Raw genomic sequence first — 15,616 nt, 5'->3', positions numbered from 1 at the left:
GTGATGGAAGCCACCATTGCCTTTCCCGTGCTGATCGGCCTTGTCGCCGTGGCGCTGTTCTTCGATTTTCTCAACGGGTTGCACGATGCGGCGAATTCCATCGCCACCATCGTCTCCACCCGTGTGCTCACGCCACAATATGCAGTGCTGTGGGCGGCCTTCTTCAATTTCATCGCCTTCATGTTCTTCGGCCTGCATGTCGCCGAAACCGTGGGGAAAGGCATCGTCGACGTCAGCATCGTCACACCCGCGGTGATCTTTTCTGCCCTTGTCGGCGCTATTGTTTGGAACATCGTCACCTGGATTGCCGGCATTCCGTCGAGCAGCTCGCACGCGCTGATTGGGGGGCTGGTTGGCGCCGGTGTCGCCAAGGCCGGTTTCGGCGCCATCGTCTGGTCGGGCCTTGGCAAGACGGTTGCCGCGATCGTCGTGTCGCCGGCGACCGGTTTTGTCTTGGCGCTCGTCCTGATCCTGGTGGTTTCTTGGCTGTTCGTGCGCCAGACACCGTTCGCTGTCGACAGCACCTTCCGCGTCCTGCAGTTCTTTTCCGCCTCGCTCTATTCGCTTGGCCATGGCGGCAACGATGCGCAGAAGACCATGGGCATCATCGCAGTGCTGCTCTACTCGCAAGGCATGCTCGGCACGACTTTCTACGTGCCGCTCTGGGTCGTCCTCACCTGCCAGTCGGCGCTGGCGCTCGGCACGCTGTTCGGCGGCTGGCGCATCGTCCACACGATGGGTTCGAAAATCACCAGGCTCAATCCGATGCAAGGCTTCTGCGCCGAAACCGGCGGCGCCATCACGCTGTTCGCTGCCACTTGGCTCGGTGTCCCCGTTTCGACCACCCATACGATTACCGGCGCCATCATCGGCGTCGGTGCCGCCCGCCGTGTCTCGGCCGTACGCTGGGGCATCGCCGGGAACATCGTCATTGCCTGGATCGTCACTTTGCCGGCGACTGCCGCCATTTCGGCCCTCACCTATTTTGTCACGCGCCTGGGCGGCTGACTTCTCGCCAAAAGCCCGTTGTCGCCCAACCCAGCCCTTATCGGGTTTTTGCCAGAGTTCTGCTAGGCAACGGTTTCACGACGCGGGCCTCTTTGAGGGTTCTGAGTGCCTCCTCTTTGGTGAGGCCGAACTTGCGGGCAAAGTAGGCGGCTTCGATCGCCATCTCGCGATCTGCCAAGGATTCGATCCTCTGCTTTGCCTTCTTGCCCACGACAGGAATCATAGCACATTCTGCTAGATAGCTCCAATGAAGCTTGTCGAACGCGATGGCTCGTCAACCTTCATAGGGGCAGCGCGCCAGTGGCTTCTCGGCTTCCTTCTCCTCGATCAAGCGCAACGATGTCCTGCAATCTCCCAACGCTCTTCCGGCGACGTGCCGTAAACCTTGACCATGGCGCAGTCGATCTCGCCGCCGAATGCTTTAAGGCCGTCGCCGCGCGCTGAGCGGTCAATCCGCCTGTGCAATGGCCATTGGGCCTTCAAGCCATTGCCTGACAATCGCAGCGTCCGGATCACCGATTTCATGGCCTGATGGGATGATCCGCGCGTCGGTCTCGGCGTGGTGCCGGTTGAGCAGCATTACCAGCGCCGGCGCGAAGGGGCCGTAGGTTTCGTCGGCGGCGCCGGCGATGATCAGTGCTCGTGTTCCCGCAAGATCCGTCGCCGGCACGTCGTCGAGCACAGGCATTGGCCTGAGCAGTGCCGCCCTGCGGACGATTCCCGGATGGAGCAGCATCAGGCTGGAAACCAGATTGGCGCCGTTCGAATAGCCGAGAAAAGTTGCGCGGGTGTGATCGAGCCCATGGCGCTTGGCGGCTTCGTTGGCGAATACCGCGAAGGCAGCTGTTTCGGCCAGGATGCTCTTCTGTTCGAAGCGCGTCGGGGTGATTCGCTCGAACCAGCGGAAACCGTCTTCCTGGGGGATACGACCACGTGCCGCGACCAGCGTGGCACCAGGCGCGATCCGTCTGGCCAGCGGCACCAGAGTGGTCTCGTCGACACCCGATCCATGCAGCAGGAATAGACATTCACGGCTGTTTCCGCCGGCGTCGTGGATGCGATAGGGAAAGGCCAGATCCATAAGCAGCGGGCCGTTTTCGACGAGGACGCCAGTCATCTCGCATCCTCTTGATTATATGAGGTTCCGCTCAATTTGCCGGCTTCAAAACGCAATATTTTCATGCTCCGCGAAAGTTGATTGAACCAGGCGCATTCCAGCCCGTTTCTGCGCCGATATACTCCGCGTGGGAGGAATCGAAGCGGTGCGCCGGGGGTCGCATTGCTGGACATGAACAACCAGCTTTGAGGCCTTTTGTCGATGACTACCCCTGTTTTGCCGGATCGCAATTTGCGTATCCCGGATCGCGATTTGCGTATCCCCGGACCCGACACGCGTATCTCGGATCGCGATACGCGTATCTCGGATCGCGATACGCGTATCGATGTGCTGCGCGCGCTTGCGCTGCTAACCATTTTCATCGATCACGTGCCGGGCACGGCCTTTGAGGCCTTCACCTATAAGAATTTCGGCTTCTCGGATGCGGCCGAGGCATTCGTACTGATTTCCGGTATCTCGGTCGCGCTCGCCTATGGCACCAAGTTCCGGCCGGGTGGCCGGTTTCTCGCCACCTTGAAGATGTGGCGGCGGGCAGGCATGCTCTACGTCGCCCATATCGTCACGACCATGGTGGTGATCGCCTTGTTCTGCGCCGTGGCGGTGTTCGCCAGGCGTCCGGAACTGCTCAAGTTGATCAACGTCGAACCGCTGATGAAGAACACGCCGGAAGTGCTGGTCGGCATCGTCACGCTCGGCCATCAACTCGGCTACAACAACATCCTGCCGGTCTATGCCGCGCTGCTTTTGATGGCGCCGGCCTTCGTCTTGCTGATCAGCTACCGGCCCGTCGCGGCGCTTGTTGCGTCAGGTGCGCTGTGGCTCGTTGCCGGCATCTGGCAGATCGCCCCGCCCAACTATCCCGAGCCCGGCTTCTGGTTCCTGAACCCTCTGTCCTGGCAGTTCCTGTTCAACATCGGCCTGGCCAGCATGCTGCATGTCAGGCGCGGCGGTACCATTCCGGTCAAACGCTGGCTGGTCGGCGCGGCCGCGGCCTATGTGCTGACGGCGCTGGTCTGGGTGCACAGTCCGCTTTGGGGGCAGATAACCTGGTTCAAGCTGCCGGTGGTGATCGGCGGCTTCGACAAGACCTTCCTGTCGCTGCCGCGTCTGCTGCATATCCTGGCGGTCAGCTACCTCATCATCGCCTTGCCGGCGCTGTCGAACCTGTTCCGCAGCAGCCCGGACCATCCTCTGGCGATCCTAGGCAAGCGCTCGCTGCCGGTCTTCATCGCCGGCACGCTGATCGCTATGGTCGCGCAGGTGATGAAACTGATCAATCCGGGCGGGCTTGCCTATGACAGCCTGCTGCTAGCAGCCGGCATCGCCATGCAATTCGCACTAGCCTTCTATCTCGAATGGCTGTCGACCATCGGCGGCTCGGGGAAGGTTCGCACGACGCAAAAGGATGTCACGCCGGTCCGAGCGTATTTCGGCATCTCCGCCGTGGCCAGAGCCAATCGCTGAGAGGGGCGCGGCTCAGCCGTGCGGCGGAGCCGACGAGGCGCGTACGATCAGGTCTACCGGCAGCAACTGCCGGCTGACCTTGCCGTCGTTTTCCAGGATCGCCTTGACGGCAAGGCGGCCCATCTCGGCTATCGGCTGGGCGATCGTGGTCAGCGGCGGCTCGGATAAGGCGGACTCCGGAACACCGTCGAACCCGACGACGGAAACATCGTTGGGGACGTTGAGTTTGCGCGCGCTCAGCCATTCGAGCGTTACCAAGGCTATTTTGTCCGACATCGCCAGGATGGCCGTGGGCGGCTCCTTCGCCGCGAAGATGGTTTCGAGCCCGGCTTTCGCGGTGACCGCATCGTTGGCGGTCTCGTAGACGGGCACTTTGGATGTGTCGACGCCAATCCGCGAAAGCTCCTGAAGATAGCCGGTGAGGCGGTCGCGCGTTCCCGCGTAAGTCGCGGAGCGAACCTGCTCGGGTGAAACGAGACCTGTCCTGCCGTCGGCAAAAGGCAGTGCCAGAACGGCAAAGCGGCGATGTCCGAGATCGGTGAGATGGCGCGCCGCCAAGCTGGCACCGGCGATGTTGTCGACACCGATCGCCGCGACCGCCCCATCCTCGGAGTCCAGGTCGAGCGCCACGAAGGGCAGTTTGCGCTCACGTGCCAATTCCACCAGGCGCGATCCGCCTTCGACGCAGAATACGATGAAACCGTCGACCAGGGCGCTCTGGATGTTCCAGGCAAGCTGTTCGTTGTTGGCGGCCGAAACCAGGGAGATCCCGGCTCCCGTTGCGTCGCAGGCCTGCGAGATGCTCGCCATCATGACCCGGGCGAAGGGATCGTCGAAGAAATAGGAGAGGGGCTCGGCGGTAGCGACGCCGATGGCGTTGACCTTGCCGGCCCGCAGCAGGCGACCCTTGGGATCCGGCCCGCCATAACCCATCGCCTCGGCCGCCGCCTTGACCCGTTCGCGGACTTCCTCGCGAACGATCTCGGGGCGGCTGAAGACATTGGACGCGGTGCCGTGCGAAACTCCAGCCGCCTTGGCGATGTCGGCCAGCCGGACGGGTCTTGGATTGCCTGGTGACGCCATTGTGCGTGCCTCCTGACATGCATTTAGCACGTTCCGGATTTGCATCTAGCACTTTCGTTGGATCGATTCAAATTTCACTTGACCGGAGATGCTTGAAGGCCCATATTTGAATCGATCCAAGGTGCAGATTTATTCTGCCAGACGGCCCAGGGGAGGTGCGCCATGCATCCCGGCAATTGTCTGTTCGAAGATATCTATCGCAACGACCGGCGTATCGGGTCGGGCGCCAGCAGGCCCAGGCGCCGGGGCAGGAGCGGCCCATGGATTCGCGACCTTCGCTTCCTTGTAGAGCGAAAGCGGAGTTGATCGGCGCTATTTTTTGAATGCCGATTGGATCGATTCAATTCAAAGGAAGAAAGTCCATGCATCCCATCAAGCATCTGTTCGAGGACATCTATCGCAACTACTGGGGCATCGCGCCGGCCGCCGAGCGGCCGAAGGTGCGGCGCCTGACGAAGCCGGCCGCGCGCAATCGCGATCTTTGGGTTCGCACCGAACGTTCCCGGGATTGATCCCATTTGGCTTCAGAGGCGCGGGCGTACCAGGGCAGAGATTGCTATCCCCAGCCAGCCGGCGATGAGCAGGGTGCCTCCGATTGGCGCAGACATCGGAAACAGTCTCGATCCCAGGAAATCGCGGGCGAGAAGATCGCCCGCGAAAAGCAGGAGCCCGGCAAGCAGGACGACGCTCGCAATCCGCAGACAGCGATTCGCGCCAATGAGGCCCACAGCGAGGAAGACCGGCGCGTGCATCAACAGGAACGACGCGGCCGTGCCGGTGAAGGCGCCGCCGCGATGCGCCGCGGTCGCCGACAGCGCCACACCCGCCGCGCCGACCAAGCCGCCGGCAAGCACAAGGATACGGCTGGCAGTTGGTTCCGCGGATTTCATGTCGGCTAGCTCCCTCTTGCCGCGATGTGGAGCCTCTTAAGGCTCACTCGCTTCCAGCGCCATATGCCGTGTGCGCCGCGATTGGACAATCCAGTTGTAGACGGCGCCGCCAGCCATCAGCACCGATGTGGCGAGAAACACAGCCCGCATACCGAAGTGACCGCCGACGAAGCCACCGGTCAATGGTCCCGCAACCTGCCCGACATATTGCGCCGAGATCGCCAGGCCAAGCACATTGCCGCCGACGCCGTCCGGGATGTTGTGGCGGATGACGCTGGTGATGCAAGGCAGCAGTCCGCCGAGCGCCAGGCCCATCAGGAAACGCAGGCCGATCAGTTGCCAGCCATTGGTGACGAAGGCCTGCGGGATGAGCAGCAGGGCCGAGACGGCCGGCGCCCCGACGACGACGTTCCAATGGCCGACACGGTCGGCAAGCTTGCCGAGCCATGACGCCGACAGGATCGTGCCAAGGGCCGCCGCCGACATCACCACGCCGGCGACCATCGTTACCTGGCTCTGATCCTCGATGAGCTGCTGCACATAGACGGTGATGATCGGCTCGATCGACATGGTGGCGAAGGCGAGCAGCATGCCGGTTGTCAGCATGGCCACCACCGGGCGCTTGTCTGGAATCTGTGACCAGCCGCTCTTCGGCTTCACGCTTGACGCTGCCTTGGCCGCCTGTGGGCGCGGAGTCTCCTTGATCAGGAATGTCGTCGCCAGAAAGGCGAGGAAGATCATGCCCCCCGACAACAGGAAGGTGGTGCGGATGCCGATCAGTGGCGGCAGTGCGCCGCCGAGCAGGGGGCCGACCAGCGACCCCGCCGTTATCCCCGCCGACAGGACGCCCAGCGCCCAGCCCGAGTGGTCCTTCGGCGTCTGCATGGCGACCAATATTGTCGAACCCGAGGAATAGCCGCCGGCAAAGCCGATCAGCAGGCGCAGCAGCACCAATTGCCAGACGGTCTCGACCATGCCCGTCAGCGACATGCAGATCGCCATGCCGAAGCTGGCGCGCACCAGCATCACCTTGCGGCCGTAGCGGTCACCCAGCCGTCCCCACAACGGCGCGACCATGGCTGCTGCGAAGAAGGTGGCGCCATAGGCGATGCCCGACCACTGCACGATCGCCGCATGCCCCTGCGCACCAAGCTGTTCGACGTAGAGCGGCAGGAAAGGCAACAGCAGCGTCATGGCGATGAGCGTGCTGAACGAGCCCGCGAAACAGACGGCGAGATTGCGCCGCCAGTGGATGTTGTAGCCGCTTTGTTGCGTGTCTTCCTGTGCCATATCCTGCCTGCCCGACATCAGCGCTTGTTGCGGATACCATTTTGGGATACCAAACCGGTATCCGTCATGAACTCCAACCTAGGCGCTGTCAATGCGGCTTGGGAAAAGGGCAGCGCAATGTCGCAGATGCAGAATGTCGAAAGACAGTTGCGCGAGATGATCCTGGGGCTTGAGATCGGTCCGGGCGAGAAATTGACCGAGCGCTGGATCGAAGCCCGCTTCGGCGCTTCGCGTACGCCGGTCAGGGCAGCGCTGCTGCGGCTGGAGACCGAGGGGCTGGTCGGCAGGGATGGCCGCGGCTGGACGGTGTCGCCGATCAACCTCGCCGAGCTCCAGCAGATCGCGGTCTATCGCGAAGCGGTCGAGGTCGCGGCTTTGCGGCTGACATGCAAGCGCGCCGACGCGAACGCCATCGATGTCATCGAGGCGATGCTCGATTCCTGCGATGAAAACACTGCACGGGAGGAATGGCATCGCGTCGGCATGGATTTTCACATCGAGCTGGCGCGTCTGTCGGGCAACGAATTCCTGTTCAGGGCGGTGCGCGATGCCATGACGCGGCTGTCGCGCGCCCGCTGGCTGGAGGTGCGTGACGAAGCGGCCCTTGGTCGCGCCTGGGCCGAACACCGCGCCATTCTGGCCGCAGCACGTCTTGGCGAGGCCGATGAAGCGGCGCGCCGGCTTTCAGCCCATATCGTAGGCAGCCGCGACCGGCTGGTGACCTCGCTCGCCAACGATCGACGCGGTCTTCGTGCCAGGGGATTTGCCGTTGTGGCCGCTTAGCTGCCTATGCAGGCAGGGCACTCGCTGGGCAAAAGAGGCGGCGTCTGATGCGAACAGCACTTTCGGCCTCGCTTCGCGCATGCCGATGGCGTAAGAGCGGCGATGGAAAACAACCGATTTGAAACACCCGTGACCGTCAAGTCCGTGACGGTGGGAAGCACCCAGCTCTTGCGCACGGCGCGCGAGGCTTCCGACTACCTCCTCAACAGCTGGCCCGGCAAGCGCAGTCCCAAGCATCGCGCAGCGCTGCAGGCGTGCCATGACGCGCTGGCTGGCGACAAGCCCGCCATGAATGCCAGGCGCGCCTTTATCGCCGCGGCGCGTGAAGTGGACGTTTTTGTCAGTGACAAAGCGCCCGCCTGACGCAGGGCGACAATCCGGATTGAGGCAAGGCCCGCATGTGCGGGCCTTTTGCCGTCATTCCGCTGTTTCGGTTTCGACTTCGCCCTCGGGCTTCGAACGTTCGCGCGCGGCAACCTTGGCCGCCAGCTTTTCGGCCTTCTTCGCCGCTTTCTGGCGGTCGCGTTCCTTGCGTTCCTGATCGTAGTTTGGTGCTCGCGCCATATCGGCTCCTTTTCATCGCCTTGCGGCTCTGACCCTGCCTAAGAGCATTAGCCGTCAAACACAACAGCTGAAGCGACAGTACGTGGGCGCAACGTCGGAGATCCGCTGGGGCTTGCCAGACGGGCGCCATAATGATGTAGGAAACGCGGGGCGCCAGCGTGTCGAGAGCTGCTCGTTTGTTTTGATCAAGTGAACCATGGCCACAATTGCGCGGACGTCGGCAAGGGTTTTCTATTATGCGCGAAACTTTTCGCGTGATGTCATTCCGCAATCCTTGTTTCGGCGCAGACTGGCCGCTCGCCTTGAAAAGGCCAGGCTTTGTGATGAGGCCGCGCGCCGGCGGCTGAACTACTACAACAAGCTGCAGGACGGTTTCGCGCCTAGCGCCAATGCCGTGCCCATCAGCAAGCTGCCGTTCACGCCGACCATGTACTATTACGACCTGAAGGAATTCGCCCGCTACTTCGATCCCGGATTGCTTATCGACATCGAATTCGGCGACGTCAGGAATGTCCCGAAGGTGCCGACGATCGTCAAGGATCGGCCGATCCGTGATGACGATGAGAACGCGGTCATCATGAAGCTCGACAAGTTCCGTCACTTCCAGATGCCGGCTGACGCCATCTCTTTCGCCGACAAGCTGCCGGCCGTGGTCTGGCGCGGCGATCTGAACAATCCGATCAGGAAACGGTTTCTGAACGCGGTGCGCGACTTGCCGTTCTGTGATGCCGGCTCGCACAAGCCGAACGCGCCGGCCGAATACGCCAAGCCCTTTCTCAGCATCAGCCAGCACCAGCGCTACCGCTACATCGTCTCGCTTGAGGGCAATGACGTGGCGACCAACCTGAAATGGATATTGAATTCGAAGTCGCTCTGCCTGATGCCGCCGCCGACATATGAGACTTGGTTCGCGGAGCGGCAGCTCAAGGCCAATGTGCACTATGTGCCGCTCGAAGCTGATTTCTCCGACCTCGCCGACCATGTGGCCTATTTCGAACGGAACCCGGCAAAGGCAGAGCGCATCATCGCGGCCGCGAACGCCTATTGCCGGATATTCAACGACGAACAGACCGAACAGGCGATCTCGCTTCTGGTGCTCTACAAATATTTCGTGCTGAGCGGCCAGATCAAACCCGATGCCGAAGTCTGGCGCCACATTATGGGATGAGCAATTCCCGCGTCAAAAGGTGGAGACCGGCGAGCCTGGACCCGCCGGTCTCTCGTCAAATCTGTACCTATACGCCGCTTCGGTCAATCACGAGGTCGGCAGCACCAAAGCGAGCCTTCGCCGTCAATTGCTGGTGCCAATAGGGGTAGAGCAGGGGCGGGCGGCTGACCGCGTCGAGGCGCTGGCGTTCCTCCGGGCTGAGTTCCAGGCTTGCCGCCGCGAGATTATCCTTGAGCTGGACATCGTTGCGGGCGCCGATCACCAGCGAGGAGACGGCGGGGCGGCCGAGCAGCCAGGCAAGCGCCACCTGCGTCGCCGACACGCCGCGAGCCTTGCCGATCTCGACCAGCACATCGACGATCCGCCAGAGCCGGTCCTCGTCGCGGATCGGCGGCTCGGACCAGCCGGCGAGCTGCCGTGCGGTCGGGCTGTCGCGGCGGTATTTGCCGGACAGCAAGCCGCCGGCAAGCGGGCTCCAGACCAGCACGCCCAGCCCCTGGTCGACCGAAATCGGCAGCAGCTCGTATTCGGCCTCGCGTGCTTCCAGCGTGTAGTGGATCTGCTGGGTGACGAAGCGCTGCTCGTGACGGCTGTCGCTGATGGCGAGCCCCTTCATCACTTGCCAGCCGGACCAGTTGGAGCAGCCGATATAGCGCACCTTGCCCTGGCTGACCAAAGTGTCGAGCGCGGCGACCGTTTCCTCGACCGGGGTAAGGCCGTCCCACTGGTGGACGAAATAGATGTCGATGACGTCGGTCTTCAGCCGCTTCAGGCTCTTTTCGCATTCACGGATCAGATGGTGGCGCGACAGGCCTTCGTCGTTCGGCCCGCTGCCGATCCGCATGCGCGCCTTGGAGGCGATCAGCACATCGTTCTTGCGCTTGCCGCCGAGGGCCTCGCCGATGATCTCCTCCGACAGGCCGTTCGAATAGACATTGGCGGTGTCTATGAGGTTGATGCCGGCGTCGATGCACATGTCGATCATCCGCTTGGCTTCGCTAAGATCGCTGTTGCCGACCGCTGCGAACGGGCCTGCGCCGCCGAAGGTCATGGTGCCCAGGGTCAGTGTCGAAACCTTCAGGCCGGAACGGCCGAGAGTACGGTATTCCATGTCAGTCCTCGCGATTGTGTTGAATTGGGGCGCCGCGAAAGGGCAGCCCGGAATGCGACCAGGCATTTGTAGGACAATTCGGCCCGCTTGTCGCCATGCCAAGACGGCGGATCGGTCGTACCTAGCGGGATTGGCAGTGACGGCAATCGCGCTTGGGCTGCAATAAAACCGTCACCGCCGGCCTATATTGAATCGGCTAAGGTGTATTCCATTCCAGGCCTCGGGCCAGCAGTTTGGGGTGCCGGACATGAACCGACAGGCTTGCAAGCGGAGCGACCGATATGACCGAGCTAAGACAGAATTCTCCCGCAAAAGACTGGCTCGAAGCCGAGCTCGCCGACACTCTCGATGAAGATTATGAACTCGAATTGTCGGAGCCGGCGCTGTCGATGGAGATCGCCAAGATCTACAAAAACTCGCATCCGCCTTCGATCGACCGCATGCAGTATTTTCGCGACCTGATCAGCCTGCAGTCCGAATTGATCAAGCTGCAGTCCTGGGTCGCCTACCACAAAAAGAAGCTGGTGGTGATTTTCGAGGGCCGCGATTCCGCCGGCAAGGGCGGCGTCATCAAGCGCATCACCCAGCGCCTTAACCCGCGCATCGCTCGCGTCGTGGCACTTCCGGCGCCGACCGAACGCGAGAAGTCGCAATGGTATTTCCAGCGCTATGTCCCGCATTTGCCGGCTGGCGGCGAGATCGTGCTGTTCGACCGCTCCTGGTACAATCGCTCCGGCGTCGAGCGGGTGATGGGCTTTGCTTCGCACGACCAGGTCGAGGAATTTTTCCACGACGTGCCGGAGTTCGAGCGCATGCTGGTGCGCTCGGGCATCACTGTCGTGAAATACTGGTTCTCGATCACCGATGAGGAACAGCAGATGCGCTTCCTGATGCGCATCCATGACCCGATGAAGCAATGGAAGCTGTCGCCCATGGACCTGCAGTCGCGCGTGCGCTGGGAGCAATACACCAAGGCCAAGGAAGAAACCTTCGCCCGCACCAACATTCCCGAGGCGCCGTGGTTCATCGTCGAGGGCAACGACAAGAAGCGGGCGCGGCTGAACTGCATCGACCATCTGCTCAAGCAGATGCCGTATGAAGAGGTGCCGCACGAGGAGATCACACTGCCGGAGCGTGTTTTCAATCCCGAATACGAGCGCCAGACGCTGCCGCGCGAGCTTTACGTGCCGGAGAAGTATTGAGCACCTTTTCCTTCTCCCCGTTCACGGGGAGAAGGTGCCCGAAGGGTGGATGAGGGGCAGCGCCGACCTTGACAATTGAACGCGGCGGAAGCGATCCGCGGGCCTTGCAATTTGCTATTGGTGGTGCCGTCGGCAGCGCAAATCTTCCAAACGTCAGCGCCGCCCCTCATTGCCCTGCCGGGCATTTCTCCCCGTATACGGGGAGAAAGTGGCTACGTCCGCTTGATCACCACATGCGTGGCGAGCGCCGTCGCCACCTGCTCGCTGCATTGATAGCCAAGCTTCAGCATATCAATCCCGGCGAAAAGGTTCTCGCCCTTGCCAAGCAGCACCGGCGAGATCGCCAGATGCATCTCGTCGATGAGCTTTTCCTGCAAATACTGGCGGATCGTAGCGACGCCGCCGCCAACCCGCACATCCTTGCCACCAGCCGCCGCCTTCGCCTGCTCGAGCGCCGAATGGATGCCGTCGGTCACGAAATAAAAGGTCGTGCCGCCTTCCATCGTGATGGGTGCCCGCTCGTGGTGGGTCAGCACGAAAACCGGCACATGGTAAGGCGGGTTGTTGCCCCACCAGCCTTTCCAGCTGTCGTCAGGCCATTCGCCGCGGATCGGCCCGAACATGTTACGGCCAAGGATCCAGGCGCCGACATTCTCGAAGCTGCGCGCCGCGAACGCCTCGTTGATGTCGGTAGTACCGCCATCTTGTCCGAGCACCATCTCACGGAAGGTGCGGGTGTCGACAAACCACTTGTGCAAGGATTGCCCACCAACGCCGAGCGGATTTTGCAGATCCTGATTGGGGCCGGCGCCATAACCGTCGAGCGATAGGGTGAAAGCGTTGACACGAAGTTTGGACATGGAAGGCCTCCTAACCAATTATGTCTGCAATCGGCTTTCTTGTAGCAAACCGATTGCAATCCGCAAGCGGTGTTCCTCACGATGCAGACACGTCCTGACAACGTCGCCAAGTGACGTTCGGAATGTTTCGTAGCGATGCGCTGGGGTAGCCACTGGTGGTCGCCGAAGCAGACGCAATATCAGGCTACTCGCCGGTGAGTTCCATGAAGCGGATGTGGTTGCTGAACGGGTCGATGACCTCGACCGTCAGCCGCCCATCCTCCTGTTCCAGACCAGGCTTCATGTAGCGGTAGTCCTCGGCAGCAAGCTCTTTGTGAAAGTCGCGGATGCCTTTCATGTACACAACCATGTTGCCGCCCGGTGTCGCGTCGCCGGCATGTTCGGACAAATGCAGAACAAGGTTGCCGCGTGAGACCTGCGTATAAAGCGGGAAGTTGTCGCCGTAGCGGTGCTCCCAGTCCACGGCGAAGCCGAGGTAGCCGAGATAGAGTTCGTGCGCCTTGGCAACATCGAAGATGCGCACGATCGGTGCCGTCCGTTCGAAGACGATTGTCTCCTGCCTGGCGGGCTGCGCTTCGATTTTCGCCGAAAGAATATTCCAGGTCGCCAGTCCGAACTGGCGCGCGACGATCTCCAGCGCCTCGCTGTGGCTGATCGTCAGGTCGCGGGCGGCAAGCGCCTCCCGCATGGCTTTCGCCATGGTCTTGGCATCACGATAGGCAAGCATGTCCGTTTCCTCGGGTCACGGCGAAGTCTTCGTCAGTGCCCGCATTGCCGACGCCTTCGCCCGAGGGTGAAACGGGTCAGGAAGCATCCTCTGGAGGCGTTCGCCAAACCTCTTGGCGAGGTGCGGGCTGCCGGCCGCCTCCGGCCGTGCCGCCATCATAGCCGGGTCACGCTGATCTTGTCAGCGCAAAAAATTGGTGGGATTTGCGGTGTGTGGCACACTCTCGGTCGCAAGGGCCACGCGCCAAGGGGCGAAACGCTATTCCATCGACAGGATGAGATTGCGCACGACCGGATAGATTTCGCGCTCCCAGCGTTTGCCGTTGAAGACGCCATAATGGCCTACATTGGCCTGCAGGTGATGGCGTTTGAGATGCGGACGCAGTGACCGGCACAATTCATGCGCGGCCGACGTCTGTCCCAACGCGCAGATATCGTCGCGCCCGCCTTCGACGGTGAGCAGCGCAGTGTTGCGGATCGCGCCCGGGTCGACCAGGCTGCCACGGAAAGTATACGTCCCGGTGGCGATCTCTACCTTCTGGAACACCCGATCTATGGTTTCGATATAGAATTCCTCGGTGAGGTCGAGCACCGCCAGATACTCGTCGTAGAAGGTTTTGATCTTTTCGGCCTCGACGGTCTCGCCGGCGGCCAGATGGTCGTGCAGTTTGCGGTGTGCTTTCGTGTGCCGGTCGATGTTCATACCCATGAACGCGACAAGCTGGAGAAAGCCCGGATAGACCCGGCGTCCGCCGCCGGCGTGGCGCCAGGGCACACGCGAGATGACTGAATTCTGGAACCAGGACAGCGACTTGCTGACGGCGAATTCGTTGACCTTGGTAGGACTTTCGCGCGGATCGATCGGACCCGCCATGAGCGTCATCGAGCGTGGCGTCGCCGGATGCCCGTCCTCGGACATGATGGCGACGGCGGCAAGCGCCTGGACGCAGGGCTGGCAAACCGCCAGGATGTGCGCGCCCGGGCCGATCGCCTCCAGAAAGCGGATGATGTAGTCGACATAGTCGTCCACGCCGAAACGACCGGCGACAAGCGGCACGTCGCGGGCATTGGCCCAGTCTGTGATATAGACTTCCTGGTCGGCCAGAAGTGTCGTCACCGTGCCGCGCAGCAGGGTAGAGAAATGGCCCGACAAGGGGGCGATCACCATCACCCGCGGCTGGCGCGTATCCATATCCTTGGCGAAGCGCAAAAGCTTGCCGAATGGCAGGTCCAGCGCCGTTTCGACGCTGACGGGCACATCGCGATTGCCGATCCTGACGGATTTGATGTCGAAATCCGGCCGCGCATGGGTGAGCTTGAGACGGGCGATCATCTCCAGCCCGGCGGCCAGGCGCTGTTTCACGCTGTCGCATGAAACCATGCTGCTCATCGCCGAGCGCATCAGATCGGCAAAAAACCGCGACGGGGCGATGAGGTCGTCCTGTAGCTGGTAGGCCTGGTACAGCATCGAATACGTCCCATTCCCAGCGGTCATGTGGCAGTGCAAAAAAATCTAGTGCAAAATTTTGTGCATTGCGAGAGGATTGTTGCCGGCAAAAGGGCTCGGAGGGTCGATGGCATGACGAAGATGACATGAGTAAGCCAGCAACCAAGGTGTCCGGGACTAAGGTGCCTGCGCCTAAAAGGCCCGCGGCCAAGGCCATGTTGACGATCTCGTCGAAGAACTATTCGTCCTGGTCGCTGCGCGGCTGGCTGCTCTGCCGCATGGCCGGGCTGGAGTTCGAGGAAAAGCGCGTCGATATCGATGATGCCGGGCAACGGCAGGAATTGCTTTTGCTGTCGCCATCGGTTCTGGTGCCGCGTCTGACCCATGACGGGGTGACGGTGTGGGACACGCTGGCAATCGCCGAATACCTGGCCGAGACCATGCCGGGAGTAGGGCTCCTGCCGGCCGACCGCGTCGCTCGCGCCCATTGCCGCGCCGTGTCCGGCGAGATGCATTCGGGTTTTCACAATTTGCGCTCGGCGCTGCCGATGAGCCTGAAGGCAAGGCACAAGAGCTTCAAGATCTTTTCCGGCGCGCGCCCGGATGTGGAGCGGATCAAGACGATCTGGTCCGAATGCCTCGAGGCTTACGGCGGTCCCTGGCTGTTCGGCGCGTCGCCGACCGTGGCCGACGCGATGTACGCGCCTGTCTGTACCCGTTTCCGCACCTATGCGGTCGAACTCGAAGCGCCGCTCGCCGCCTATTGCGATACCATCTTCGCCTGGCCGCTGATGCAGGAATGGACGCAAGACGCATTGGCCGAGCCCGAGGACATCATCGAACTGGACGTGGAATTTTAAGGCCAGCCGGGCGTCGCCGAGCGGGGCCTCGCTGTGTAAGGGG

18 protein-coding genes are annotated in these 15,616 nt (G+C 61.8%); 8 read left to right on the top strand and 10 right to left on the bottom strand.

Annotated features, from left to right (window positions below; all coding sequences use genetic code 11):
- Nucleotides 1-3: 3 nt before the first annotated feature.
- On the top strand, nucleotides 4-1,008 hold the full coding sequence (locus tag HGP13_RS24330) for an inorganic phosphate transporter (RefSeq protein WP_172229716.1): 1,005 nt from the start codon (nucleotides 4-6) through the stop codon (nucleotides 1,006-1,008).
- 37 nt (nucleotides 1,009-1,045) lie between these two features.
- Here HGP13_RS24330 and HGP13_RS24325 read toward each other — a convergent pair whose 3' ends face one another.
- Nucleotides 1,046-1,219 (bottom strand): hypothetical protein, encoded by a 174-nt coding sequence (locus HGP13_RS24325; protein WP_246707103.1) that lies wholly within the window; start codon nucleotides 1,217-1,219, stop codon nucleotides 1,046-1,048.
- A gap of 237 nt (nucleotides 1,220-1,456) precedes the next feature.
- Entirely contained in the window at nucleotides 1,457-2,125 is a 669-nt protein-coding gene (locus HGP13_RS24320) for an alpha/beta hydrolase (protein WP_172229711.1), read from the bottom strand.
- 201 nt (nucleotides 2,126-2,326) lie between these two features.
- On the opposite strand from HGP13_RS24320, the gene HGP13_RS24315 reads away from it, so the two are divergent.
- The gene (locus tag HGP13_RS24315) at nucleotides 2,327-3,589 is read left to right on the top strand and encodes an OpgC family protein (protein WP_172229708.1); all 1,263 of its coding nucleotides are present in this window, start codon (nucleotides 2,327-2,329) and stop codon (nucleotides 3,587-3,589) included.
- A gap of 12 nt (nucleotides 3,590-3,601) precedes the next feature.
- Here the strand turns inward: HGP13_RS24315 and HGP13_RS24310 are convergent, their stop codons facing one another.
- Nucleotides 3,602-4,672 (bottom strand): substrate-binding domain-containing protein, encoded by a 1,071-nt coding sequence (locus HGP13_RS24310; protein WP_172229705.1) that lies wholly within the window; start codon nucleotides 4,670-4,672, stop codon nucleotides 3,602-3,604.
- A gap of 362 nt (nucleotides 4,673-5,034) precedes the next feature.
- Here HGP13_RS24310 and HGP13_RS24305 point away from each other — a divergent pair, with 362 nt between their 5' ends.
- Nucleotides 5,035-5,184 (top strand): hypothetical protein, encoded by a 150-nt coding sequence (locus HGP13_RS24305; RefSeq protein WP_172229703.1) that lies wholly within the window; start codon nucleotides 5,035-5,037, stop codon nucleotides 5,182-5,184.
- Nucleotides 5,185-5,196: 12 nt separating this feature from the next.
- Here HGP13_RS24305 and HGP13_RS24300 read toward each other — a convergent pair whose 3' ends face one another.
- Both HGP13_RS24300 and HGP13_RS24295 read right to left on the bottom strand, forming a co-directional pair.
- Entirely contained in the window at nucleotides 5,197-5,562 is a 366-nt protein-coding gene (locus tag HGP13_RS24300; RefSeq protein WP_172229701.1) for a DUF423 domain-containing protein, read from the bottom strand.
- 36 nt (nucleotides 5,563-5,598) lie between these two features.
- Nucleotides 5,599-6,852, bottom strand: a complete 1,254-nt coding sequence (locus tag HGP13_RS24295; RefSeq protein WP_172229699.1) for a multidrug efflux MFS transporter — start codon at nucleotides 6,850-6,852, stop codon at nucleotides 5,599-5,601.
- 117 nt (nucleotides 6,853-6,969) lie between these two features.
- On the opposite strand from HGP13_RS24295, the gene HGP13_RS24290 reads away from it, so the two are divergent.
- Nucleotides 6,970-7,635 (top strand): GntR family transcriptional regulator, encoded by a 666-nt coding sequence (locus HGP13_RS24290; protein WP_172234827.1) that lies wholly within the window; start codon nucleotides 6,970-6,972, stop codon nucleotides 7,633-7,635.
- Nucleotides 7,636-7,737: 102 nt separating this feature from the next.
- Complete coding sequence (locus tag HGP13_RS24285) at nucleotides 7,738-7,998, top strand: DUF982 domain-containing protein (RefSeq protein WP_172229697.1); 261 nt, start codon at nucleotides 7,738-7,740, stop codon at nucleotides 7,996-7,998.
- Nucleotides 7,999-8,052: 54 nt separating this feature from the next.
- On the opposite strand, the gene HGP13_RS24280 is transcribed toward HGP13_RS24285, so the two are convergent.
- A complete protein-coding gene (locus HGP13_RS24280; protein ID WP_172229695.1) occupies nucleotides 8,053-8,199 on the bottom strand; it encodes a hypothetical protein in 147 nt (48 codons plus the stop codon).
- A gap of 196 nt (nucleotides 8,200-8,395) precedes the next feature.
- Between HGP13_RS24280 and HGP13_RS24275 the strand changes: the two genes are divergently transcribed.
- Complete coding sequence (locus HGP13_RS24275; protein ID WP_172229693.1) at nucleotides 8,396-9,367, top strand: glycosyl transferase family 90; 972 nt, start codon at nucleotides 8,396-8,398, stop codon at nucleotides 9,365-9,367.
- Nucleotides 9,368-9,434: 67 nt separating this feature from the next.
- Here the strand turns inward: HGP13_RS24275 and HGP13_RS24270 are convergent, their stop codons facing one another.
- Nucleotides 9,435-10,478, bottom strand: a complete 1,044-nt coding sequence (locus tag HGP13_RS24270) for an aldo/keto reductase (protein WP_172229691.1) — start codon at nucleotides 10,476-10,478, stop codon at nucleotides 9,435-9,437.
- Between the two features lie 281 nt (nucleotides 10,479-10,759).
- Here HGP13_RS24270 and ppk2 point away from each other — a divergent pair, with 281 nt between their 5' ends.
- Nucleotides 10,760-11,680: a polyphosphate kinase 2 gene (ppk2, locus tag HGP13_RS24265; protein WP_172229689.1), complete on the top strand. Its 921-nt coding sequence runs from the start codon at nucleotides 10,760-10,762 to the stop codon at nucleotides 11,678-11,680.
- 212 nt (nucleotides 11,681-11,892) lie between these two features.
- Here ppk2 and HGP13_RS24260 read toward each other — a convergent pair whose 3' ends face one another.
- The 3 genes from HGP13_RS24260 to phaZ all read right to left on the bottom strand — a co-directional run bounded on the left by HGP13_RS24260 (nucleotide 11,893) and on the right by phaZ (nucleotide 14,734).
- Nucleotides 11,893-12,540 (bottom strand): dihydrofolate reductase family protein, encoded by a 648-nt coding sequence (locus HGP13_RS24260; protein WP_172229687.1) that lies wholly within the window; start codon nucleotides 12,538-12,540, stop codon nucleotides 11,893-11,895.
- 184 nt (nucleotides 12,541-12,724) lie between these two features.
- Nucleotides 12,725-13,267: a glyoxalase superfamily protein gene (locus HGP13_RS24255; RefSeq protein WP_172229684.1), complete on the bottom strand. Its 543-nt coding sequence runs from the start codon at nucleotides 13,265-13,267 to the stop codon at nucleotides 12,725-12,727.
- Between the two features lie 258 nt (nucleotides 13,268-13,525).
- Complete coding sequence (gene phaZ, locus HGP13_RS24250) at nucleotides 13,526-14,734, bottom strand: polyhydroxyalkanoate depolymerase (RefSeq protein WP_172229681.1); 1,209 nt, start codon at nucleotides 14,732-14,734, stop codon at nucleotides 13,526-13,528.
- A gap of 194 nt (nucleotides 14,735-14,928) precedes the next feature.
- On the opposite strand from phaZ, the gene HGP13_RS24245 reads away from it, so the two are divergent.
- Nucleotides 14,929-15,573 carry a glutathione S-transferase gene (locus tag HGP13_RS24245; RefSeq protein ID WP_246707465.1) on the top strand — a complete coding sequence of 215 codons (645 nt, stop codon included), beginning with the start codon at nucleotides 14,929-14,931 and terminating at the stop codon, nucleotides 15,571-15,573.
- Nucleotides 15,574-15,616 lie beyond the last annotated feature (43 nt).

The sequence above is a fragment of the Mesorhizobium sp. NZP2077 genome, from assembly GCF_013170805.1.
GTDB lineage: Bacteria > Pseudomonadota > Alphaproteobacteria > Rhizobiales > Rhizobiaceae > Mesorhizobium.
The sequence above is the reverse complement of the archived record's forward strand: the minus strand, read 5'-3'. Positions and strand labels throughout refer to the sequence as shown.

Excerpts from the sequence above, each read along its gene's own strand:
- HGP13_RS24330 (WP_172229716.1), top strand. The coding sequence starts at position 4 with ATGGAAGCCACCATTGCCTTTCCCGTGCTGATCGGCCTTGTCGCCGTG.
- HGP13_RS24320 (WP_172229711.1), bottom strand. The coding sequence starts at position 2,125 with ATGACTGGCGTCCTCGTCGAAAACGGCCCGCTGCTTATGGATCTGGCC.
- HGP13_RS24315 (WP_172229708.1), top strand. The coding sequence starts at position 2,327 with ATGACTACCCCTGTTTTGCCGGATCGCAATTTGCGTATCCCGGATCGC.
- HGP13_RS24310 (WP_172229705.1), bottom strand. The coding sequence starts at position 4,672 with ATGGCGTCACCAGGCAATCCAAGACCCGTCCGGCTGGCCGACATCGCC.
- HGP13_RS24305 (WP_172229703.1), top strand. The coding sequence starts at position 5,035 with ATGCATCCCATCAAGCATCTGTTCGAGGACATCTATCGCAACTACTGG.
- HGP13_RS24300 (WP_172229701.1), bottom strand. The coding sequence starts at position 5,562 with ATGAAATCCGCGGAACCAACTGCCAGCCGTATCCTTGTGCTTGCCGGC.
- HGP13_RS24295 (WP_172229699.1), bottom strand. The coding sequence starts at position 6,852 with ATGGCACAGGAAGACACGCAACAAAGCGGCTACAACATCCACTGGCGG.
- HGP13_RS24290 (WP_172234827.1), top strand. The coding sequence starts at position 6,970 with ATGTCGCAGATGCAGAATGTCGAAAGACAGTTGCGCGAGATGATCCTG.
- HGP13_RS24285 (WP_172229697.1), top strand. The coding sequence starts at position 7,738 with ATGGAAAACAACCGATTTGAAACACCCGTGACCGTCAAGTCCGTGACG.
- HGP13_RS24280 (WP_172229695.1), bottom strand. The coding sequence starts at position 8,199 with ATGGCGCGAGCACCAAACTACGATCAGGAACGCAAGGAACGCGACCGC.
- HGP13_RS24275 (WP_172229693.1), top strand. The coding sequence starts at position 8,396 with ATGGCCACAATTGCGCGGACGTCGGCAAGGGTTTTCTATTATGCGCGA.
- HGP13_RS24270 (WP_172229691.1), bottom strand. The coding sequence starts at position 10,478 with ATGGAATACCGTACTCTCGGCCGTTCCGGCCTGAAGGTTTCGACACTG.
- ppk2 (WP_172229689.1), top strand. The coding sequence starts at position 10,760 with ATGACCGAGCTAAGACAGAATTCTCCCGCAAAAGACTGGCTCGAAGCC.
- HGP13_RS24260 (WP_172229687.1), bottom strand. The coding sequence starts at position 12,540 with ATGTCCAAACTTCGTGTCAACGCTTTCACCCTATCGCTCGACGGTTAT.
- HGP13_RS24255 (WP_172229684.1), bottom strand. The coding sequence starts at position 13,267 with ATGCTTGCCTATCGTGATGCCAAGACCATGGCGAAAGCCATGCGGGAG.
- phaZ (WP_172229681.1), bottom strand. The coding sequence starts at position 14,734 with ATGCTGTACCAGGCCTACCAGCTACAGGACGACCTCATCGCCCCGTCG.
- HGP13_RS24245 (WP_246707465.1), top strand. The coding sequence starts at position 14,929 with ATGTTGACGATCTCGTCGAAGAACTATTCGTCCTGGTCGCTGCGCGGC.